Annotated in this window: 19 protein-coding genes; 13 read left to right on the forward strand and 6 right to left on the reverse strand. The window is 64.8% G+C overall.

What is annotated here, in order from left to right; all coding sequences use genetic code 11:
* Positions 1-121: 121 nt before the first annotated feature.
* From NH448_RS13435 to NH448_RS13470, 8 genes are all read left to right on the forward strand, one after another.
* Complete coding sequence (locus tag NH448_RS13435; RefSeq protein ID WP_083970210.1) at positions 122-1,393, forward strand: ABC transporter substrate-binding protein; 1,272 nt, start codon at positions 122-124, stop codon at positions 1,391-1,393.
* A 90-nt stretch (positions 1,394-1,483) separates the two neighbouring features.
* The gene (locus NH448_RS13440; RefSeq protein WP_045991438.1) at positions 1,484-2,344 is read left to right on the forward strand and encodes a branched-chain amino acid ABC transporter permease; all 861 of its coding nucleotides are present in this window, start codon (positions 1,484-1,486) and stop codon (positions 2,342-2,344) included.
* 91 nt (positions 2,345-2,435) lie between these two features.
* Positions 2,436-3,530 carry a branched-chain amino acid ABC transporter permease gene (locus tag NH448_RS13445; protein WP_083970205.1) on the forward strand — a complete coding sequence of 365 codons (1,095 nt, stop codon included), beginning with the start codon at positions 2,436-2,438 and terminating at the stop codon, positions 3,528-3,530.
* On the forward strand, positions 3,527-4,345 hold the full coding sequence (locus NH448_RS13450) for an ABC transporter ATP-binding protein (RefSeq protein ID WP_083970206.1): 819 nt from the start codon (positions 3,527-3,529) through the stop codon (positions 4,343-4,345). Before NH448_RS13445 ends, NH448_RS13450 begins: the two co-directional genes overlap by 4 nt.
* Positions 4,342-5,112: an ABC transporter ATP-binding protein gene (locus NH448_RS13455; protein ID WP_083970207.1), complete on the forward strand. Its 771-nt coding sequence runs from the start codon at positions 4,342-4,344 to the stop codon at positions 5,110-5,112. The genes NH448_RS13450 and NH448_RS13455 overlap by 4 nt, the downstream gene beginning before the upstream one ends.
* A 53-nt stretch (positions 5,113-5,165) precedes the next feature.
* Entirely contained in the window at positions 5,166-5,939 is a 774-nt protein-coding gene (gene benD / locus NH448_RS13460; RefSeq protein ID WP_045991439.1) for a benzoate diol dehydrogenase BenD, read from the forward strand.
* A gap of 197 nt (positions 5,940-6,136) precedes the next feature.
* On the forward strand, positions 6,137-7,363 hold the full coding sequence (locus NH448_RS13465; RefSeq protein ID WP_045991440.1) for a benzoate/H(+) symporter BenE family transporter: 1,227 nt from the start codon (positions 6,137-6,139) through the stop codon (positions 7,361-7,363).
* A 379-nt stretch (positions 7,364-7,742) separates the two neighbouring features.
* A complete protein-coding gene (locus NH448_RS13470) occupies positions 7,743-8,207 on the forward strand; it encodes a hypothetical protein (protein WP_052704224.1) in 465 nt (154 codons plus the stop codon).
* 27 nt (positions 8,208-8,234) lie between these two features.
* Here NH448_RS13470 and NH448_RS13475 read toward each other — a convergent pair whose 3' ends face one another.
* The 4 genes from NH448_RS13475 to adhE form a co-directional block, all read right to left on the reverse strand.
* Complete coding sequence (locus NH448_RS13475; protein ID WP_045991365.1) at positions 8,235-8,606, reverse strand: DnaJ family domain-containing protein; 372 nt, start codon at positions 8,604-8,606, stop codon at positions 8,235-8,237.
* A gap of 106 nt (positions 8,607-8,712) precedes the next feature.
* On the reverse strand, positions 8,713-10,113 hold the full coding sequence (locus NH448_RS13480) for an amidase (protein ID WP_045991364.1): 1,401 nt from the start codon (positions 10,111-10,113) through the stop codon (positions 8,713-8,715).
* Between the two features lie 118 nt (positions 10,114-10,231).
* The gene (locus tag NH448_RS13485; RefSeq protein ID WP_045991363.1) at positions 10,232-11,170 is read right to left on the reverse strand and encodes a helix-turn-helix domain-containing protein; all 939 of its coding nucleotides are present in this window, start codon (positions 11,168-11,170) and stop codon (positions 10,232-10,234) included.
* Positions 11,171-11,444: 274 nt separating this feature from the next.
* Complete coding sequence (gene adhE / locus NH448_RS13490) at positions 11,445-14,228, reverse strand: bifunctional acetaldehyde-CoA/alcohol dehydrogenase (protein ID WP_045991362.1); 2,784 nt, start codon at positions 14,226-14,228, stop codon at positions 11,445-11,447.
* A 521-nt stretch (positions 14,229-14,749) separates the two neighbouring features.
* Between adhE and NH448_RS13495 the strand changes: the two genes are divergently transcribed.
* The 4 genes from NH448_RS13495 to NH448_RS13510 all read left to right on the forward strand — a co-directional run bounded on the left by NH448_RS13495 (position 14,750) and on the right by NH448_RS13510 (position 18,435).
* Complete coding sequence (locus NH448_RS13495) at positions 14,750-16,213, forward strand: aldehyde dehydrogenase family protein (protein ID WP_045991361.1); 1,464 nt, start codon at positions 14,750-14,752, stop codon at positions 16,211-16,213.
* 165 nt (positions 16,214-16,378) lie between these two features.
* Complete coding sequence (locus NH448_RS13500; RefSeq protein WP_045991360.1) at positions 16,379-16,576, forward strand: hypothetical protein; 198 nt, start codon at positions 16,379-16,381, stop codon at positions 16,574-16,576.
* Between the two features lie 174 nt (positions 16,577-16,750).
* Complete coding sequence (locus NH448_RS13505) at positions 16,751-17,500, forward strand: carbonic anhydrase family protein (protein ID WP_045991359.1); 750 nt, start codon at positions 16,751-16,753, stop codon at positions 17,498-17,500.
* Positions 17,501-17,685: 185 nt separating this feature from the next.
* The gene (locus NH448_RS13510) at positions 17,686-18,435 is read left to right on the forward strand and encodes a hypothetical protein (protein ID WP_052704223.1); all 750 of its coding nucleotides are present in this window, start codon (positions 17,686-17,688) and stop codon (positions 18,433-18,435) included.
* 224 nt (positions 18,436-18,659) lie between these two features.
* Here the strand turns inward: NH448_RS13510 and NH448_RS13515 are convergent, their stop codons facing one another.
* Positions 18,660-19,505, reverse strand: coding sequence for a TIM44-like domain-containing protein (locus NH448_RS13515; RefSeq protein ID WP_045991358.1), 846 nt, complete (start codon positions 19,503-19,505; stop codon positions 18,660-18,662).
* Positions 19,506-19,643: 138 nt separating this feature from the next.
* On the opposite strand from NH448_RS13515, the gene NH448_RS13520 reads away from it, so the two are divergent.
* Positions 19,644-20,225 (forward strand): isochorismatase family protein, encoded by a 582-nt coding sequence (locus NH448_RS13520; protein ID WP_045991357.1) that lies wholly within the window; start codon positions 19,644-19,646, stop codon positions 20,223-20,225.
* 124 nt (positions 20,226-20,349) lie between these two features.
* Here NH448_RS13520 and yaaA read toward each other — a convergent pair whose 3' ends face one another.
* Complete coding sequence (gene yaaA, locus NH448_RS13525; RefSeq protein WP_253028884.1) at positions 20,350-21,126, reverse strand: peroxide stress protein YaaA; 777 nt, start codon at positions 21,124-21,126, stop codon at positions 20,350-20,352.
* Positions 21,127-21,250: the final 124 nt, after the last annotated feature.

Raw genomic sequence — 21,250 nt, forward strand, 5'->3', positions numbered from 1 at the left:
CAGATCCGGCAAGGGAGACCTTTCGCCCTTGCCGACAACAGACAGCCGCAGGCCGGGGCTCCCTGTCCAGCGAGAGCCCCGCAATCTCATAACGATAATCACAACCTGACGAGACATGATCATGGCCAAGCTCACTATCGATAAAAACCTCAACACCGATAACACGCCCAGCACCGATAACACGTACAGCCGCCGCCAAGCTTCCCTGTCATCCCGGCGCCTTGGCCCGCTTGCACGTTCGCTGCAGGCCGCGACCCTGGCGCTGGCCGGTGCCGCCCTGTCCACCCAGGCCCTGGCCGAGCACGACGTCAAGCTCGGGCTGATGCTGCCGTACTCCGGCACCTACGCCGCACTAGGCGAGTCCATCACCAATGGGCTGAAGCTCGCCATCGAGCAGGAGGGCGGCAGCCTCGGTGGTCATGGTGTCGAGTACGTGACCCTGGACTCCGAGGCCAACCCCTCCAAGGCGCCCCAGAACATGAGCCGCCTGGTCAAGGGTGATGGCGTCGACGTGGTCATCGGTCCGGTCCACTCCGGCGTCGCCATGGGCATGCTGCGGGTGGCCAAGCAGACCGGCGCCATCACCATCATCCCTAACGCCGGACTCGAGGCGGCCACCAACCAGCTGTGCATGCCCAACGTCTTTCGCACCTCGTTCAGCATGTGGCAGAACAGCTATCCCATGGGGCAGGTGGCCTACGATCAGGGCCATCGCAAGATCGTCACCATCACCTGGGACTACGCCGGCGGCAAGGAAGACCTGGCCGGCTTCGAGCAGGCCTTCACCGATGCCGGCGGCGAGATCGTCGAGCAGATCCTGGTGCCGTTTCCGAGCACCGAGTTCCAGACCTACCTGGCGCAGATCGCCAGCATCGCCCCGGACGCCGTCTACACCTTCTTCGCCGGTGGTGGCGGGGTCGGCTTCGTGCGGGACTACGCCGCCGCCGGACTCAACGACAGCATTCCGCTGTATGGCTCGGGCTTCTTGACCGACGGCAACCTGGGGGCTTTGGGTGAGGCGGCCGACGGCGTGCAGACCACCATGCACTACGCCGAGACCCTGGACACACCCCAGAACCAGGCCTTCGTCTCGGCCTACCAGGAAGCCTATGGCGAGGCCCCGGACACCTATGCGGTGCAGGGCTACGACGCGGGCAAGCTGCTGGCTCAGGCCTACGCCTCGATTGACGGCGAGCCCGACCGCGAGGCGCTGATCGCGGCGCTGGAAGCGGTGGAACTCGACAGCCCGCGCGGCCCGGTGAGCTTCTCGGCCTCCCACCACCCGATCCAGAACGTCTACCTGCGCGAGGTAAGGGACGGCGAGCACCACGTCACCTCGATCGCCAGCGAGCAGCTGGAAGTTCCCGACAGCGCCTGCCCGATGAAGAGCTGAGGCGACCTTCGTTCACCGCGTCAATGACCTGGCCGAGGCGCCCGCGAATACCGGGCGCTCTCGGGCGGGCCAACGCCAAAGGAGTTCTTCATGGACCTTGCCTTCTTCGGGGTGCAGCTGCTCAACGGCTTTCAGTACGGGCTGTTGCTGTTCCTTATCGCCAGCGGCCTGACGCTGATCTTCGGCATCATGGGCATCATCAACCTGGCCCACGGCGCCATGTACATGATCGGCGCCTATCTGGCCTTCGACCTGACCCAGCGCCTCGGCAACTTCTGGTTGGCGATCCTGATTGCGGTGCCCATCGCGGTACTGCTGGGGCTGGTCATCGAGCGGCTGTTTCTCGACACCCTGTACAAGCGTGACCACCTCTACCAGGTGCTGTTGACCTTCGGCCTGATCCTGGTGCTCAACGAGGCCCAGCGCATCATCTGGGGCGGCGACGTCCACTCGGTGGCGCTGCCGGAGCCCTTTACCGGCGCCATCGCCCTGACCGACAACCTGCAGTACCCGGTCTATCGGCTGTTCGTGGCGGCGGTATGCCTGGTGCTGGCGGGGGCCATCTACTGGATCATCCGCCACACCCGGCTCGGTATCGTGATCCGCGCCGGCGCCGTCAATCGCGAGATGGTCGAAGGGCTCGGCATCAATATCCGCACCCTGTTCACCCTGATCTTCAGCGTCGGCGTGGCCCTGGCGGCCTTCGCCGGGATGATGGCGGCGCCGCTGTCGTCGATCACGCCGGGCATGGGCGACTCGATCTTGATCACCTGCTTTGTGGTGGTGGTCATCGGCGGCATCGGCTCGATCAAGGGGGCCTTCTTCGGCGCGCTGTTGATCGGCATGGCCGAGACCTTCGGTCCGGTGCTGATCCCGAGTCTCGCCAGCATGCTGATCTACCTGATCATGGCGCTGGTGTTGCTGATCAAGCCGCGCGGCCTGTTCGCCTGAGACCCGACGACAATCACCCTCCGCTCGGGCATCCCTTGCCGCCTGATCGGACCCCTTTGCAGACGGGACACCCGTCTGGAGGAGAAACACCATGTTGCATCGATATCCCAAGCGCGTGACGGTCCTGCTGCTGGCGGGCCTGGCGCTGCTGATCGCCTATCCGGCCTGGGGGCCGGCGGTATTCGGGGAGTCCAGCGCCTTCTTCATGGAGAAGCTGACCCTGATGCTGATCTTCGCCCTGTTCGCCGTCAGTCTCGACCTGCTGGTCGGTATCCTTGGCCTGGTCAGCTTGGGCCACGCGCTGTTCTTCGGCCTGGGGGCCTACACCCTGGCGATGGCCAGCCCCGACTTCAGCGCCGCCTCGCTGTGGTGGATGCTGCCGCTGGTGATGCTGGTCTCCGGCCTGGTCGCCGCCATCGTCGGCCTGCTGGTGCTGCGCACCAAGGGCATCTTCTTCATCATGACCACCCTGGCCTTCGGCCAGATGCTGTTCTACACCGTCAGCACCTCCAGCATGACCGGCGGTACCGACGGCGTCTTCATCATGTTCCGCCCGAGCCTTGCCATGGGCGAGACGCCGCTGATCGACCTCGACAACCCGCTGACGTTCTTCTACTTCTGCCTGGCGCTCCTGGTGGCGGTCTACCTTATCCTGCGCGCCCTGACCCGTTCCCACTTCGGCCAGGTGCTCGACGGCATCCACGACAACGAGCACCGCATGCAGGCACTGGGCTACGCCACCACCGGCTACAAGCTGATCGCCTTCGTGGTTTCGGCGATGATCGCCGGCGTCGCCGGCATGCTGGCGGCCATGCAGTACGGCTTCGCCAACCCGGCCCAGCTTGGCTGGCACCACTCCGGCGAGGTGCTGATGATGGTCATCCTCGGCGGCATGGGCACCATCTTCGGGCCGATCCTCGGCGCCTTCGCCTACGAACTGCTGCTGTACTTCTACGAGCACCTGACCAACCACTGGCCGATCCTGATGGGCCTGACCATCATTATCGCGGTGCTGGTGCTGCCCAAGGGCATCGCCGGGCTGCTGCTCGACCCGCCGGGGCGAAAGGCCTCGCTACTGGGGCGGCTTGGCGGTGGCAAGGACAATTTGGCGACGGGCAAACAGACTTCCGCTTCCGACAGTGACGGCAAGAACGTCGGCAAGAGCGCCGGGGGGGTGTCCTCATGAGCAGCATGCTCAAGACCCGCGGGCTGACCCGCAGCTTCGGAGGCCTGCTGGCGGTCAATGACGTCGACTTCGAGGTCGAGCAGGGCGAGATCCACGCCATCCTCGGCCCCAACGGTGCCGGCAAGAGCACCCTGATCAACCTGCTGTCCGGCGAGATCCCGCCGACCCGCGGCGAGATCGAGTATCGCGGCAGTGCGATTCAGGGCAAGAAGGCCCACCAGGTCGCCCGACTCGGTATCGGTCGCAGCCACCAGAAGACCAACATCTTTCCGCGCCTGAGCTGTCTGCAGAATTGCCAGCTGGCCGCGCGTATCCACCACGGTGGCGTCATCGGCAGCTGGCGCTCGCGCCGGCGGGCCCGCGAAGTCGATGAGCGGGCGCTGGCCGCGCTGGACACCTGTGGTCTGGTGACCCGGGCCCACACGGTGTCCTCGGGCATGAGCTACGGCGAGCAGCGCCAGCTGCAGATCGCCATGGTGCTGGCGACCCAGCCACAGCTGATGCTGCTGGACGAGCCGATGGCCGGCATGGGCCGCGAGGAGACCGACCAGGTCGCCGACCTGCTCAAGCGGCTGTCTCGCGACTACACCATCGTGCTGATCGAACACGACATGGACTCGGTGTTCCGCCTGGCCGATCGCATCACCGTGATGGTCGACGGTTGCGTGCTGGAAAGCGGCGACACCGAGAGCATTCGTGCAAGCGAAACGGTGCGTGACGTCTATCTGGGACGTCACGACAGCAGCGAGGACAGTCGCCCCAGCGATAGCGTCGATATCGGCAAGGGCTCCAGCAATAGCGAGGTGACGTCATGAATGTGGCGATCAAGGAGGCAGGAACTCAACGGGTGGACGCTGCCGAGGATGTCGAGTCGCCGTTGATCGAGGCCACCGGCCTGCACACCTTCTACGGCGAAAGCCATGTGCTGCACGGGGTGGACCTGACCCTCAGGGCCGGCGAGACGCTGAGTCTTCTCGGTCGCAACGGGATGGGCAAGACCACCACCTTGAAGTCGATCCTCGGCTTCGTGCCGCCGCGCCATGGCGAGGTGCGGATCATGGGGGTGGACACCCGCAAGCGCCGTCCCTGGCAGATCATTCGTCAGGGCATCGGCTACGTGCCGGAAGGGCGGGGCATCTTTCCCGGTATCAGCGTGCGCGAGCATCTGGTGATGGCCGCACGCCCGGGGGCTGACGGTCGTACCGATTGGGACATCGAGCGGGTGCTGGACACCTTTCCCCGGCTCAAGGAGCGCATCGGCCACGATGGTTCGCTGCTGTCCGGCGGCGAGCAGCAGATGCTGTCGATCGGTCGCGCGCTGATGCTCAACCCGCGGCTGTTGATCCTCGACGAGGCCACCGAAGGGCTGGCACCGCTGATCCGCGACGAGATCTGGTCGATCCTGCGCACCATCAAGGCCTCGGGCATCGCCAGCATCATCGTCGACAAGAACATCGACAACCTGCTCGAGGTGGGCGACCGCCACCTGTTGATCGTCAAGGGCAAGGTGGTGTTCGACGGTGACAGCCAGGCGCTGAGGGCCGATCCCTCGATCCTCGATACCCACCTCGGTGTGGGCTGAGGCCACGCCGTGGCCACTTCACCCACCGCATCCGACAGCAGAAGGACAGCAACATGAAGCGATTCGAAGGAGAGGTGATGCTGATCACCGGCGCCGCCCAGGGGATCGGGCGGCGTCTGGCCGAGCGGGCCGGTGACGAGGGCGCTGCCCTGGTGCTGGTCGATCGTGCCGAACATGTCCACCAGGTGGCCCGCGAGTTTGGCGAGCAGGGGATCGAGGTCCTTGCCCTGAACGCCGATCTGGAGACCTGGGAGGGCGCCGAGAGCGCCATCAAGAGCGCCATCGAGCGCTTCGGGCGACTCGACGTCCTGGTCAACAACGTCGGCGGGACCATCTGGGCCAAGCCCTACACCCAGTATTCACCGGAGCAGGTCGAGGCCGAGGTGCGTCGCTCGCTGTTTCCGACGCTGTGGTGCTGTCGCGCGGCGCTGCCCCACCTGATCGACAGCGGCGGCAATATCGTCAACGTCTCCTCGGTGGCCACCCGCGGGGTCAATCGGGTGCCCTACGCTTCGGCCAAGGGCGGGGTGAACGCCATGACCGTGGCGCTGGCCATCGAGATGGCCGAGCACGGCGTACGGGTCAACGCCACCGCCCCCGGCGGCACCGAGGCGCCGCCCCGGCTGACGCCGCGCAACGCCGAGCCCCAGAGCGAACAGGACAAGCTGTGGTACCAGCAGTTGATCGACCAGACCCTGGCGTCGAGCCTGATGCACCGCTACGGCACCCTGGACGAGCAGGTTGGGCCGATCCTGTTTCTGGCCTCCCGCGACGCCAGCTATATCACCGGCACGGTGGTGCCGGTGGCCGGCGGCGACCTGGGCTAGCCGGTTGATGCCGCGTGACGTGGACCCAGCTTGCATCCCGCTGTACCTGCGGGGGCACCGGGACGGCGTGGTGAATCTTGTATCCTCCTTGGCCTGGCCGTGTGCCGGGCCTTTTTTGTCTTCCGTCGACGTCGCCAGGGGACCCACCAGGTGACATTCCTGGCCGTACATCGACGCCATCATCAAGGAGCCAGCCCATGCGCCGAACCGACTCCGATACCGTAACCGCACCCCAGGGATCGGCTGCAGGGTCGTCCCTTTTTCGTGACCTGTCACTGTCGGCGGTGACGGCAGGCTTTGTCGCGGTGCTGATTTCCTACTCGGGGCCGCTGGCGATCTTCTTCCAGGCCGGGGCGGCGGCGGATATCTCACCCGAGATGATGACCTCCTGGGTGTGGGCCATCTCGCTGGGGGCGGCGGTGTCGGGCATCGTCCTGAGCCTGTGGCTCAGGGTGCCGGTGGTGACGGCCTGGTCGGCGCCGGGGACGGCGCTGCTGATCACCCTGTTCCCGGAGCTGTCGCTGGGCGAGGCGGTAGGCGCCTACCTGACAGCGGCGGTGCTGATGCTGATCATCGGTGTCACCGGCAGCTTCGACCGGTTGATGGCGCTGATTCCGTCGGGCGTGGCCGCCGGCATGATGGCGGGCATCCTGTTCCAGTTCGGCCTCGGTGCCTTTGCGGCCATCGAGACCTCGCCCTGGCTCGCCGTCGGCATGTTGCTGGCCTATCTGGTGTTCAAGCGGCTGGCGCCGCGCTATTGCCTGATCCTGTTGCTGATCACCGGTGTGGTGCTCGCCGTGGCGCTGGAAGGCGCGAGTCTCGCCGGCGTCGGTGTGCACCTGGCGATTCCCCGCTTTATCGCTCCCGAGTGGACCATCACCAGCACCCTGAGCCTGGCGTTGCCGCTGGTGGTGGTGAGCCTGACCGGCCAGTTCCTGCCGGGAATGGCGATCCTGCACGCAGCGGGCTATCACACCAGGGCCCGGCCGATTCTGACGGTGGCCAGCCTGACCTCCTTCGCCACTGCCTGCTTTGGCGGCATCACCACGGTGATCGCGGCCATCACCGCTGCGCTGTGCACCGGCAAGGATGCCCACCAGGACCCGGGCCGTCGCTACGTCGCCGGGGTCGCCAACGGCGTCTTCTACCTGGTCGGTGGGCTGTTCGCCGGCACTATCGTGGCGCTCTTCACTTCCTTGCCCGGCGCCTTTGTGGCGGTACTGGCGGGGCTTGCCTTGATCGGTGCGATCACCAGCAATCTGGCCGCCATGATCGCCGCCGAGGACCACCGCGAGGCCTCGGTGATCGCCTTTATGGTGACGGCCTCGGGCATGAGCCTGTTCGGTCTGGGCGCGGCCTTCTGGGGGGTGGTGATCGGCATGCTGGCGGTCAGGTTGCTGCATGGTGGACGCGCCGCGGCCTGACGCTGGCGGTGACGCATGGTCCCAGGCCGAATGGCGCTCGAGCATCGCGAATTCATCGATGTCAGCACCGTCGGTGAGCCTGACCTGCAGCCGTCTGATACCGCTGGATTAGTGTGCTGAAACGATCGCTGCGTCAGGGTGGGAGCGCGGGGTGACAAAGTTGCCGGCTATCATCGGCGGAGCCCTATTTGGGCGCTGTCCGAAAAGTCGACGAGCGAAGGTTAGACAAGGCAAAAATCGGTGAGAAAGCGCAGTTTACGGAGTGTAAATGAGCATTTTGATCCGATTTTTAACGCCGTATTACCGAGTGCAGGCACTTTTCAGACAAGCCCTAGGCAAAGATGTCCGCTGTACTCGCTCGAATCACCAGGAAACCGCCGTGACCCCGTATTCAAGAAGTGCTCTCGCCTGCCATGCGCTGGCGACCCTGATTCTGATCGCCTTTGGTCTGGTCTATCTCGGCCGCAGCGAATTCATGCCCTACCATGCCGCCGCCATGGGGCTCGACTGGGAGTCGGTCGCTCCAGGCACCCGACAGGTACTGCTGGCGCTGATGCATGCCCTGGGGGGCGCCTGTCTCAGCGTGGCGATGCTGGTCGGCGTTCTGCTGTGGGGGCCGTTTCGGAGGGGGGCCGACTGGGCGACCTGGACGGTGCCGCTGGCCGGCTTTGTGCTGTGTGCGACCTCGCTCTACGCTCAGGTCGGGGTCGCCCTCAGGACACCGGCGTCGCCTCCCATGCTGCCGGTCATCGCCGCCGGTGTCTTGCTGGCGCTGGGGCTGTGGCGGTCACGGCGCTGGCGCCAACGCGACGTCCCGTTGCACACCCGGTCGGACTCACGCTAGCGCACCGTGCTGACGGTAACCGCAGGGTCAGTCTCCCTCCCACTTCTCCAGCAGCCGGTCATGATAGCGCCCCAGCTCAAGAAGCCGACTGGCACCCCGCCCGCTTTCGCCAAGCCGTGCGCGCAGAAGGCGCAGGCGCTTCTCGCAAGCGCTTCGCTCGGCGGCTTCCTGTGTCTGCGCCAGCAGGTCTTCCACCTCACGAATCTCGCGCTGAAGCTGAAGCTCCGGGGGCAGATAGCCTGAGTTCTTCAGCAGTCGGTAGCCTGCCCGCAGCGCCTCGGGAATCATGCTGTCGTCGTCGAGTTCGATGGGCTTGCCGTGATCCGGCAGGTCGTCGAAGGCGCCTTCCTGCTGTGCCTTCTGGATACGTGCCTTGGCCAGTTGATCGAGCAGGGACATGGGAGCACCTCGTGGCGTAAAGCGGTCCTGTTGACCAGACTTTAGGCCATCGGCGCGCTCCCATCACCCGCCACCGGGAACCTTCAAGAGAAGGAAGGCTCGAGGGCTACAGCTCTGGATGTCGACGATGCCAGTCGGTGACCTGCTGGAAGGCCCAGCCGGCGCGTACCAGCATTGCTTCGTCGAACATCGGTGCGATGAACTGGAAGGCGATGGGCCCGCCCTGCTGGCTGAAGCCCGCCGGCAGGGTAATGGTCGGGTGCCCGCTCAGATCGAAAGGACAGGTATAGCGCAGCATGCCGGAAAACAGCGCTTCATCCTCACCGAACTTCTCCATGAAGGCCATCGACGGGGCGGCGTAGGCGGTGACCGGGGCGATCAGCAGGTCGACACTGGCCAAGAGGCGATCGACCCGGCCCTTGAACTCGGCCCGGCGCAGCAGTCGTTGCTGGTGGTCCATGGCGCTCTGGGCGCGGCCCAGGTCGATCAGACCAGCAAGACCAGGGCCGTACGCTTCGCGCTGGCTGGGGAAGGTCTCGGCATGGGCGACGGCGGTCTCCACGCCGCACAGTGGCGCCCAGTCGAATACCGCCTGCTGGGTGTCGGGGAAGTCGATTTCCTCGATCACGGCACCGAGCTGTCCCAGCGTGGACACGACCTGTTCGAGGACGCCGCGGGTTTCGGTATCCACCGCTTCGATGGCCCAGCGAGGGTCGAGCCCGATACGCACGCCCTTCAGGCCTCGCGTCATGCCGGCCAGGTAATCCGGCACGGCGAGGGGAACGGCGGTGGGGTCACGTTCGTCGGCACCGGCAATAACGCCAAGCAGCGCCCCTGCGTCGGCGGCGCTGCGGGCGATCGGCCCGATGTGGTCCATCGAGGCCGCCAGCTCGAAGGCGCCGTGTCGGCTGACTCGGCCCCAGCTCGGCTTGAGGCCGGTGACGCCGTTGGCGGCCGAGGGGAAGCGAATCGAGCCACCGGTGTCGGTGCCCAGCGAGCCAAAGCACAGCCCGGCGGCGGTGGCCACGCCGGAACCGCTGGACGAGGCGCCTGACCACAGGGCCTCGCCCCAGGGGTTGGTGGGCGGCGTGATGTCGGGGTGGTGATCGGCGAAGGCGCCTTCGGTCTGCTGCAGCTTGCCTAGCAGCACGGCCCCGGCCTGGTCGAGGCGTGTGACCACGCTGGCCGTTTTCCGGGGCACGTGGTCACGGTGCAGGGGCATGCCGTGGGTCGTCCGGGTCCCCGCTGTCCACAGCAGATCCTTGACGGCCACTGGAACACCCTGAAGCGGCCCCTTGTGGATGCCAGCGGCCAGATCGCGGTCCGCCTGGGCGGCCTGTTCAAGTGCACTGTCGGCCATGACGGTGACAAAGCTGTTCAGGGTGGTATCGACGCTGTCGATTCGCTCGAGCATGGTTCGAGTGACCTCGACGGCGCTCAGTTCCCTGGACTGGATTCGACGGCCGACCTCGATAAGGCCGTCAAAGTGCAGCGGATGGTCTGTCATTGTTGTCATCCTGATGGTGAGAGAAGACGCTCACCTTCAGGGTAGGCAGGGCGAGGGACTCAGGTTTGCCTGAACGGGCCAAGCGGTGGCCCGAGAGGGCCAGAGCGAGCTGGTGGGGTCACATCGTCTCGGGTGCGTGGCGACCTGCTTGCAGCAAGGTAGAGGGCGAATGACCGTAGGCCTGACGGAAGCTTCGGCTGAAATGGGAGACACTGGTGAAGCCATGCTCCAGGGCGACCTCGGTGACGCTGCGGATACCACCTGCCCGCAGGGTGGCGCGACTCTGCTCCAGGCGAATCGCCCACAGTGCTGCCATGGGGGTGTGACCGTGCTGAGCGAACAGCCGGGTGAGGGTGCGCCGAGAGACATGGTTGTCCCGGGCGATGCGATCGAGGCTCAGGGACGGGTCCTGGTGCTGTTGTTGCAGGTAGTGACAAAGGCGTCGGTAGAGCACGTCGTTGCGACTGTCGCCAGCGCCGCCCAGCCCCTCGAGCACCAGAGCCGCCAGATCGACCATCGCCTCGCCGAGCCCGATCGACGAGGCTTCGGCGTCTAGCCGGGCGCCGTCTCGGATCAACGCCTTCAAAGAGGTGGCGCCGGGCAAGGTCGCCGGGATAGGTCGCGCGGTCAGCGGCTCGGTGGAGGTCAGGCGACGCATCAAGGGCGCCCGAGGAAGGCGCACCAGATGAAGCGCGCTGGCGCTCAGGCACCATTCGAACGGGCGGCAGGCATCGTACAGCACCAGGTCGCCGGGCCCGATGGCGATCCGCCGCTGATCCTGGTCGAGTCTGGCCGTGGCGTTCTCGAGAAAGCCGAGCCACAGGTCATCGTCGCTGTCGCGGGACAGGTGGTGTGACTGCCGGCGCCAGCGGTGGGAAGAGGCGGCCATGGTACTGATGGCGACGTCGCCGTATTGCCTGATGTTGAGGCTGCCATGGAAGGGCCGTTCGTCGAGGCATTGGCTGTCGGCTGGAATGCAGTGGCTGCAGACGACGTCGTGCCAGAAGGCGAAGCGCTCTCGGGAGTCGATCTGTCGGGTGGTAAAGGCGGCCGTCATGCAGGTGTCCTTCCAGGCGGGGCGGCCACAGGGTCTCAAAATGGACATTGATGCAGCCATCGTCCCGACACTATAGCGCAGGTATAGCACAGGCATAGCGCAGGCGGGTTTGGCGGCGGCATGCACGCCGGTTGGGCCCTTAGCGCAGGGGATAAGCACTGGTGACTGTTTGCGAGACGCAACAGCCCCCGCGAGATCGCTCTCGCGGGGGCTGTGGTCGTGGCGGGACCCCTTTCGATCAAGCCCTGCCAAGGGCTCTGGCGCTAGCTTGGGCTCAGGCGTCGGCCTTCTCCTTCTTCGCCTTGCGGCCAGCCGCCTTGCCGGCGGGTGTGCTCGCTTCGTCCCTGGCGTTCTGTCGGGCCTTTTCCGGGGCCTTGTCAGGGGCATTGGCAGGCGTCCGAGCAGGCGCGCGCGCTTCGCTCTTCTTGATCACGGTGGTGCCGGCGAATGTCTCACCCTCCACGTAGACCTCGCCGTAGTAGGACGCCCGCAGCACTTCCTTGAGCTCGCTGATCAAGGGGTAGCGCGGGTTGGCGCCGGTGCACTGGTCATCGAAGGCCTCCGCGGCCACTTCATCGAGCTTGGCCAGGAAGTCGGCCTCGGGGACGCCGGCGTCCTTGATCGAGGTGGGGATGTCCAGGTCGCGCTTGAGCTCATCGAGCCAGTTGATCAGGCGTTCGACCTTCTGGGCGGTACGGTCACCGGCCTGGGACAGCCCCAGGTGATCGGCGACCTCGGCGTAGCGGCTGCGCGCCTTGGGCCGGTCGTACTGGGAGAAGGCAGTCTGCTTGGTCGGGTTGTCGTTGGCGTTGAAGCGCACCACGTTGGTAATCAGCAGCGCATTGGCCAGGCCATGGGGCAGGTGGAACTCGGCGCCAAGCTTGTGGGCCATGGAGTGGCACACGCCAAGGAAGGCATTGGCAAAGGCCATGCCGGCGATGCTGGCGCCACTGTGGACCTTCTCGCGGGCCACGGCGTCGCGCTCGCCCTCACGGTAGCTGGCCGGCAGGTATTGCTTCAGCAGCTTCAGCGCCTGCAGCGCGTGACCGTCGGAGAACTCGTTGGCCAACACCGAGACGTAGGCCTCCAGCGCGTGGGTCACGGCGTCATAACCCCCGAAGGCGGTCAGCGATCTGGGCATCTTCATCACCAGGTTGGCATCGACGATGGCCATGTCCGGGGTCAGCTGATAGTCCGCCAGCGGGTACTTGATGCCGGTGGCGTCGTCGGTGACCACCGCGAAAGGCGTGACCTCGGAGCCGGTTCCGGAGGTGGTGGGGATGCACACCAGGCTGGCCTTTTCGCCCATGGTGGGGAACTGGTAGATCCGCTTGCGGATGTCCATGAAGCGCATCGCCAGGTCCTGGAAGTGCACGTCCGGGTGCTCGTACTTGACCCACATGATCTTGGCGGCGTCCATCGGCGAGCCGCCACCGAGCGCCAGGATCACGTCGGGCTGGAAGCTGGCCATGGCCTCGGCGCCCTTGTCGACGATCGACATGGTGGGGTCGGCCTCGACGTCGTAGAAGGTGTGGACCTCCATGCCGAGTCCCTTGAGCAGTGCCATCAGCTCATCGGCGTAGCCGTTGTTGAACAGGAAGCGGTCGGTGACGATAAAGGCGCGCTTCTTGTCCTTGAGGTCGGTCAGCGCCACCGACAGGCTGCCGCGACGGAAGTAGATCGATTCGGGGAGCTTGTGCCACAGCATGTTTTCCGCCCGCTTGGCCACGGTCTTGGTGTTGATCAGGTGCTTGGGACCGACATTTTCGGAGATCGAGTTGCCGCCCCAGGAACCGCAGCCGAGGGTCAGCGAGGGCGCCATGTCGAAGTTGTACATGTCGCCGATGCCGCCGTGGGAGGTGGGGATATTGACCAGGATGCGCGCGGTCTTGAGGCGGTCGCCGAAGTAGCGGATACGCGACTGCTGAGTGTCCTGGTTGGTGTAGAGCCCTGAGGTATGGCCGATGCCGCCAAACTCGACCATGGTGCAGGCCTGGTCCACCGCGTCCTCGAAGGAACTGGCGCGGAACATGCCCAGTGTCGGTGACAGCTTCTCGTGGGCAAAGGCGTCGTCGATGCTGACCCGCTCGCCCTCGCCGATCAGGATCTTGGTGTCGGCGGGCACCTCGATGCCGGCGAGCCCGGCGATGGTCGCCGCCGACTGGCCGACGATGGCGGCGTTGAGCGCGCCATTTTTCAGAAGCACCTGACGGACCTGGTCGGCCTCGTCGGCGGACAGCAGGTAGGCCGCGTGGGAGGCGAAGCGTTCACGCACCTCGTCGTAGACCTCGTCGAGCACGATCACCGCTTGCTCCGAGGCGCATACCACGCCGTTGTCGAAGGTCTTGGACATCAGGATCGAGGCCACCGCCCGCTTGATGTCCGCGCTCTCGTCGATCACCACCGGCACGTTGCCGGCACCCACGCCGATGGCCGGCTTGCCCGAGGAGTAGGCCGCCTTGACCATGCCGGGGCCGCCGGTGGCCAGGATCAGGTTGATGCCCTCGTGCTTCATCAGGGCCTCGGACAACTCCACCGAGGGCTGGTCGATCCAGCCGATGATGTCCTGTGGTGCACCGGCAGCCACCGCCGCCTCCAGCACCAGCTTCGCGGCGGCGTTGGTGCAGTGACGTGCGCGCGGGTGGGGCGAGAAGATGATGCCGTTGCGGGTCTTCAGCGAGATCAGCGCCTTGAAGATGGCCGTGGAGGTGGGGTTGGTGGTGGGGATGATGCCGCAGATCAGGCCCACCGGCTCGGCGATGGTCATGGTGCCGGCTTCATCGTGGGTGGCGATGACGCCGCAGGTCCTGTCGTCCTTGTACTTGTTGTAGATGAACTCCGAGGCAAAGTGGTTCTTGATCACCTTGTCCTCGAGCACGCCCATGGCGGTCTCTTCCACCGCCTGGCGGGCCAGCGGTATGCGGGCCTGGTTGGCGGCAAGCGAGGCAGCGCGAAAGATCGCATCGACCTTCTCTTGAGAGAAGCTGGCAAAGACCCGTTGCGCGGCCTTGACCCTGGCGACGAGGGCGTCGAGTTCAGCGAGGTTGGTAACAGCCATTATTGGCCTCCAGTAACATGACAAAGGAAAGAAAAGCGACCTGCGAAACCTCCTTGGCGTGTGCAGCGCCTGTTGCTCGGAGCTGGGCATGTGCCTGGCTCGGGCGTCGGCGAGCGTCGGGCTCGGGCGTCGGCGGGCATAAGGCTCGGGCGTCGGCGAGCATAAGAAGCAAAGCGGCTTGAAAAGTGGCTTGATGTCTTCCCGTCGAGATTCAGTCTATGGCTGTCTCGATTCAGCTCTGCTGACAGGGGTCAGTTTTGTCGCCGGTATTCCGCTGATTCGAACATCATGATGATCGCAAGCATCAGCCCGGCCTATCCGTGGGCTGGGGTAGGGAGGGCGCTTCAGCCGAGCCCCCTGTGGAGGAGGAGAGGTAGACTCCACCTCGGTCAGGAGAGGCCATTGGCAATAATGTCAGGACACAAATCGTCACTCCGACGGGTCTTGCGACCCGAGTGATGGTTGACTAGCCTCGTGTGACGATAGTTGGACGAAAGCTATACAGAGCGAAAGGAGTCGTTATGTGGAGCCTCAAGGATCTTCATCTGCAGCCGATCGCCGGTGAATGGAGGGCTGGAAGTTCCGGCGAGTCGCTCAAGGTGATGGACCCCTACCACCAGAAACAACTGGTGGAGATCACCCAGGCAGATTGCTCCGACGTCGAGCATGCCTTTGATGCGGCCGACCGAGCGCAACGGCAGTGGGCGAATACCAGCGCTACCCACAGAGCGGCTGTACTGCGCCGTGTCGCCGAACTGATGGAAGAGCGCAAGGATGAACTGGTCGAGTGGCTCATCCGCGAGTCGGGCAGCACTCGCATCAAGGCCGAACTCGAGTGGAACAATGCCTGGGAGATGTCGCTCGAAGCCGCCGCCATGGCCACTCGCGTGCAAGGTACCACTGCCGCTTCGAGCGTCCCGGGCAAGGACCATAGGGTCTATCGCAAGCCGCTGGGCGTGATTGGCGTGATCAGTCCCTGGAACTTTCCCTTCCACCTGACCCAGCGCACCATCGGCCCCGCCCTTGCGCTGGGTAACGCCGTGGTGCTCAAGCCTGCCAGCGATACCCCCTTGACCGGTGGATTGCTGCTGGCACGGCTTTACGAGGAAGCGGGGCTGCCGAAGGGGCTCCTCAGTGTTCTGGTTGGTGCCGGCAGCGAGCTCGGCGACCCGCTGGTCGGACATCGGCTAGCCAAGCTTATCTCCTTCACCGGTTCCACCGAGGTGGGCCGACAGATCGCCAAGGGGGCGGTCGGCGGAGAACATATCAAGCCAGTGGCACTGGAACTCGGCGGCAACAGTCCCTTTGTGGTGCTCGATGACGCTGACATCGATCGGGCCGTACGGGCGGCGGTGGTCGGCAAGTTCATGCATCAGGGCCAGATCTGCATCGCCATCAACCGTATCATCGTCGATGCGTCGATCCACGACGCCTTTGTCGAGCGCTTCGTCGAGCGGGTCAAGGGGCTCAAGGTCGGGGACCCCTCCGACGCAGATACCGTCATCGGACCGATCATCAACGATCAACAGCTAGACGGGCTGAAGGACACCATCGACAGGGCCCGGGAGTCTGGTGCCCGGGTGGCGCTCGAGGGCTCTCTTGAAGGCCCTTGCCTGCATCCCTGGGTGTTCAGCCATGTCAGCGAGGAGATGGACCTGGCCTGCAACGAGATATTTGGTCCGATCGCCGGCATCATCAAGGCCGACGGTGAGGCCGAGGCGATACGCATCGCCAATGCCACCGAGTATGGCCTCTCCGCAGCGGTCTTCAGCGGTTGTCCGGCGCGCGGCGAACGGGTGGCACGCCAGATAGAGTCGGGAATGGTGCACGTCAATGACATGCCGGTGAACGACGAACCACACATGCCGTTCGGTGGTGAGAAGAATTCCGGGATCGGCCGATTCAACGGCGACTGGGTGCTGAACGAGATGACAACCGTGCAATGGGTCAGCGTCCAGCACGAGCCTCGCGACTATCCCTTCTGATGGATTCCTCGGATACGGTGCGAAGCGCGTGCCGCCTGCTAGAGTCAAGTAGACTTAGGGTTGTGGATTGAACCCTCTGTGAGCGTCCCTGGACCCTGGCCAGGGTCAACCGACAGCGCTAGGGTGAAAGGGAATCACGACCAACGTCTTAGACAAGGAGATGTTATGAAAAACAGCATGATGCGTCGTTTCGGAATGGCTTTCGTGATCGCGATGATGGCGGGTGGTCTGGCCGCCTGCGAAGAGGAAGGCCCTGCCGAGCAGGCCGGCGAGGAAATGGATCAGGCGGTCGAGGATGCCGGTGAGTCCATGGAAGACATGGGCGAAGAGATGGAAGAGTCGGCCGAGGAAGCCACCAACTGATGTGACAGGCGTCACCGTCAGCGGCGCTATGCCGAGAGAGGCAGCGTGAAGGACGGGTCTGCTCACACTGACCTTGTGGGTCGGTGATGTCGCCTGTCTTCGCCGCTGAGGAGTATCAGGATAAGAGGTCTGTCCCCAGGGGCAGGCCTTTTCTGTGTGCAACGGAGTTGTTTCATGATCAAGCGGATCAAGATCGCGGCGGCACTGAGCGGCCTGATGATGTCCCAGGCAGTAATGGCCGCCGCGCCCGAAACGTCACACTGGTCCTACACGGGAGACACGGGACCTGCCCACTGGGCTGACATCGACGACGACTTCAGTATGTGTGGCCTGGGTCGCAACCAGTCGCCCGTCGATATCGATGGCGCTATCGATGCCGAACTTCCACCGCTACAACTTGACTACGCGACCACCGGGACCAGGGTCTTCAACAATGGCCACACGGTGCAGGTAGCCTCCCCCGAGGGCAACACGCTGACGCTTGATGGGGATCTCTTCATCCTGCAGCAGATGCACTTTCACGCGCCTTCCGAGCACACGGTAGACGGACGCCGGTTCCCGCTGGAAGCGCATCTGGTGCACAGCGACAAGGACGGCAACCTGGCGGTAGTCACGGTGCTGTTCGAGGAAGGCGAGGAAAATGCAGCATTGCGCTCGCTTGCCGATAGCCTGCCAGATACCGCCGGTGAACGTGCCGACGTAACCGATACCGTGAACTTCACGCAGATGTTGCCGGCCCAGCATGACTACTATCGCCTGAACGGTTCCTTGACCACTCCACCCTGCTCCGAAGGCGTCCGCTGGGTGATCATGCAGAGCACGCAGGATATTTCATCTGATCAGGTCGAGTCGTTCTCTGCTGCGATCGGGGACGCCAATAACCGGCCGCTGCAGCCTCTGAATGCCAGAGTGCCACTCAAGTAGTTCCGTCTCTCGACAACACCTTGTCACATGGTGATAAGCATCGCTCCCGGACGTCGTCGGCGCTGCTGCGCTGGGTCCGGGCCGGCACTTGCATGGCATCATTGATGCCGTCGGTACTAGCCAAGTCGCGATTGTCACTCTAATGTAAACGGGGAAGTTACAAATTTTTCTCCTGGAGGTGCTTCATGAAGCAAGGAATGTTTCGTCGTCTGGCCCTGGCCAGCGCTGTGGCGTCCATGATGCTGGTACTGGCGGGTTGCGAGGACGACGCGGCCGAAGACGCTGGCGCTCAGGTGGACGATGCACGCGAAGCGGTGGAAGAGCAGGCGCAGGAGACCGCCGCCGAAGCGGAGCAGTTGGCCGAGGACGCCGGAGAGGCGATGAGCGAGACCGCCGACGATGCCGAGCAGGCGATGGATGAAGCCGCCGCCGAAGCGGAGCAGCAGGCCGAGGACGCCGGAGAGGCGATGAGCGAGACCGCCGACGACGCTGAGCAGGCGATGGATGAAGCCGCTGCCGATGCCGAACAGCAGGCCGAAGAGGCGGAGCAGGCGATGGATGAAACTGCTGCCGACGCTGAACAGGCGATGGATGAAGCCGCCGCCGATGCCGAGCAGCAGGCCGAGGACGCCGAGCAGGCGATGGACGAAACCGCTGCCGATGCCGAACAGCAGGCCGACGAGGCTGCCGCAGGAGCCTCCAATCTGGTCGACGACGCTCAGGAAGCGCTGGGTGATGCTGCTGATGCCGTGCAAGAGCAGGCCAACGAGGCCATGGAGGGCATGAGCAATCTGGCAGAGGACGCCCAGAATGCCCTGAGCGATATGGCCGGTGACGCCGAACAGGGAGCCGATGCGGCTGCCGAGAGCGCGGGTCAGGCGGTCGAGGAAGCCGGTGACGAGGTCGAGCAGGCGACCGATGAGGCGGCCCAGTAAGTCGAACCTTCTGGTCGGGGCTTTTGCGCCGGGCGTCGGTTCTACAGGCTCGGTTTGGTCAGGCTTGGCGCCTTCATGGCGCCTTCAGAAGCACCCACCGGCCCTTGAGCCCGTCAGAAACACAAAAAGGCCGAGATCCAGGATCTCGGCCTTTTTGCGTTGCCTATCTGTGGGCTGGGTGGCCATCACTGCCCGCCGCTGAGGGCGGCAGGCAGCGACGATGATCAGCCGTTCTGCTCGATGCCCTGGATGTACCAGGGGGCATCGTCACGCATTTCGCGGATCAGGTGCCAGGTCTCGTTGAACTCGGTTTCGCTGCCGTTTTCCTTGAGCACGCCGTGGAACAGCACCCGCGCCTCGGCCTGGTTGGCGAACTCCTGAACGCCGCCGAGCTCCGCAAACAGGCGCACGATTTCGGTCTGGTTGTTGGCCGGCTCCTGGGCCCGCTGTTCGCGCAGCAGGTTGTAGAGTTCCGGCGTCACGTACTCCTGGATGCGCGGCAGGTCGTTGTTGTCCCAGGCCCGCTGAAGGGTCATGAAGTGCTCCTTGGCGCCGCCGAGGAAGCGTTCACGGTCGAACCAGGCGGGGTCTCCCTGAGGCCCTCCGGTCTGAGTGCCTGCGCTGTGGGCACCGAGACCTCCGGCGGAGCCCGGCATGTTGAACGGTGAGCTCTGGTGCTGTTCACGGTGCATGCCGGATGAACCGCCTCCCGCCGATGCGGTGGCCGTGCGCCGCCGTGCCAGCAGCTTGAACAGCAGGAAGGCCGCGCCTGCCATCAGCAGCAGGTCGACCATGCCGAGGCCATCGAAGGCGCCGCCGAAGAACAGCGCGCCGAGGAGGCTGCCGGCCAGCAGACCGCCGAGCATACCGCCCATCAGGCCGCTCTTCTTGCCGGCGGTCGGGGCGGCGTTGGGACGAGCGGTGTTCTGTGACTGGGTCGCACTGGGGCTGGCCTGGCGCGAGTAGGAACCAACACTCTTGCCGCCACCCAGGCGGCGGGCGTCGGCGCTGTCGACGGCAAGGCCGAAGCCCATCACGCCGACAAGGATCATCACGAGAAGGTGACGCATCGAAGACATCTCCGTAGTTCGGCCTGCATTGGCCAGTCTGGGCCTTTGACCCTGGTGGTCAGAGGCACGTCGCTCGTCCATTCTAGCGATAACGGGCGCCGCGGGAAGCCGTGTACAACGAAAAGTCGAGGAGACCCCATGCTGATCGAACGTAGTGACAGTCTGCTGCTGGTGGTCGACGTGCAGACGGCATTGATGCCGGTGGTGGAAAGAGGGGATCAGGCGATCACCGAGATCGGCTGGCTGGCGGCCGTGGCAGAGCGCCTGGAGGTGCCTGTGTGGGTGACCGAGCAGTATCCTCAGGGGCTCGGGGCGACCGAGCCGCGACTGAAATGTGCCCTGCCACAGAGCACCCGCTGGTTCACCAAGAGTCACTTCAACGCCTGCCGGGAGCGCGATATTGCACAGGCCTTCGAGGCGGCTGCGCCGCGTCAGGTCGTGATTGCCGGGGCCGAAGCCCATATCTGTGTGCTGCAGACGGCACTTGGCCTGCTGGAACGGGGTGTCGAGCTGTTCTGGCTGGTCGAAGGCTGCGTCAGTCGCCGCAGCGATGAAGCGAGACTTGCCGGCGAGCGCGCAAGACAGGCCGGCGCCTGGCAAGTCAGCGCCGACATGGTGGCCTACGAATGGCTGGAACGCTGTGACGACGCGACCTTTCGCGAGGTGCATCGTGAACTGCTGCGCCCCAGGGCGTCCCGGCCGCTGCGGCTGGCGCCCTGAGGATCACAGCTGGCGCGCCAGCCAAGCCAGACAATAAAGCCACGCCTTCATGATCGCTGAAAGGTGGCACCGTGCACCGTCTGCGGCGCACGGACGAGCGCTACCGGCGTAGCGGCGGCGCGACTCAGGCGGGGTTGTCGCGGGTGAACACCAGGGTGCCACCCTCGGACTCGGCGGCGTTGAAGCGGTACCCGGCCACGTCGAAGTCCTTGAGCCCTTCCCTGTCGTCCAGGCGTTGCTGGATCATCCAGGCGGCCATCAGTCCCCGGGCCTTCTTGGCGTAGAAGCTGATGATCTTGTAGCGATCGTTCTTCCAGTCCTTGAACACCGGGGTGACCACTTCGGCCTTGAGCTTTCTGGCATCGATGGCCTTGAAGTACTCGTTGGAGGCCAGGTTGACCAGCACAGGTGTTCCGCTCTGTGCCACCGCCCGGTCGAGCTCCTCGGTCAGCAGCGGCTTCCAGAAGGCGTAGAGGTCCTTGCCCTTGGCGTTTTCCAGACGGGTGCCCATTTCCAGGCGATAGGGCTGGATCAGATCCAGCGGGCGCAGCAGGCCATAGAGGCCCGACAGGATGCGCAGATGATCCTGGGCGAAGCGGTTGTCAGCTTCATCGAAGGCGTCGGCCTGCAGGCCGACGTAGACGTCGCCCTGGAAGGCCTGGGCGGCGACCTTGGCGTTGTCCGGAGTGAACGGGGTCTGCCACTGACCGAAGCGCGCCGCGTTGAGTCCGGCGATCTTGTCGCTGACGCCCATCAGCTCCGAGATGCGGGCCGGGCTGTAGTCGCGCAGGATGTCGATCAGCTCGCGGGAGCGGTCGAGGTAGTCGGGCTCGCTGTGGATATCGGTGGTGGCCGGGGTCTCGAAGTCCAGCGTCTTGGCCGGAGAGATCACGCTGAGCATGGGCGTGCTCCTGATGTCAGGTAGGGAAAATTGGCAAGTGGCCGTCATTGTACCAAGCCCCGCCGCCGCTCGGGACGAGGGCGAGGCTATGGACGCCATAGTAAAGAGGGCATGCCTGCCGGCA

Origin of the sequence: Halomonas sp. OfavH-34-E (assembly GCF_024124525.1) — a bacterium.
Taxonomy (GTDB): Bacteria; Pseudomonadota; Gammaproteobacteria; order Pseudomonadales; family Halomonadaceae; genus Halomonas; species Halomonas litopenaei.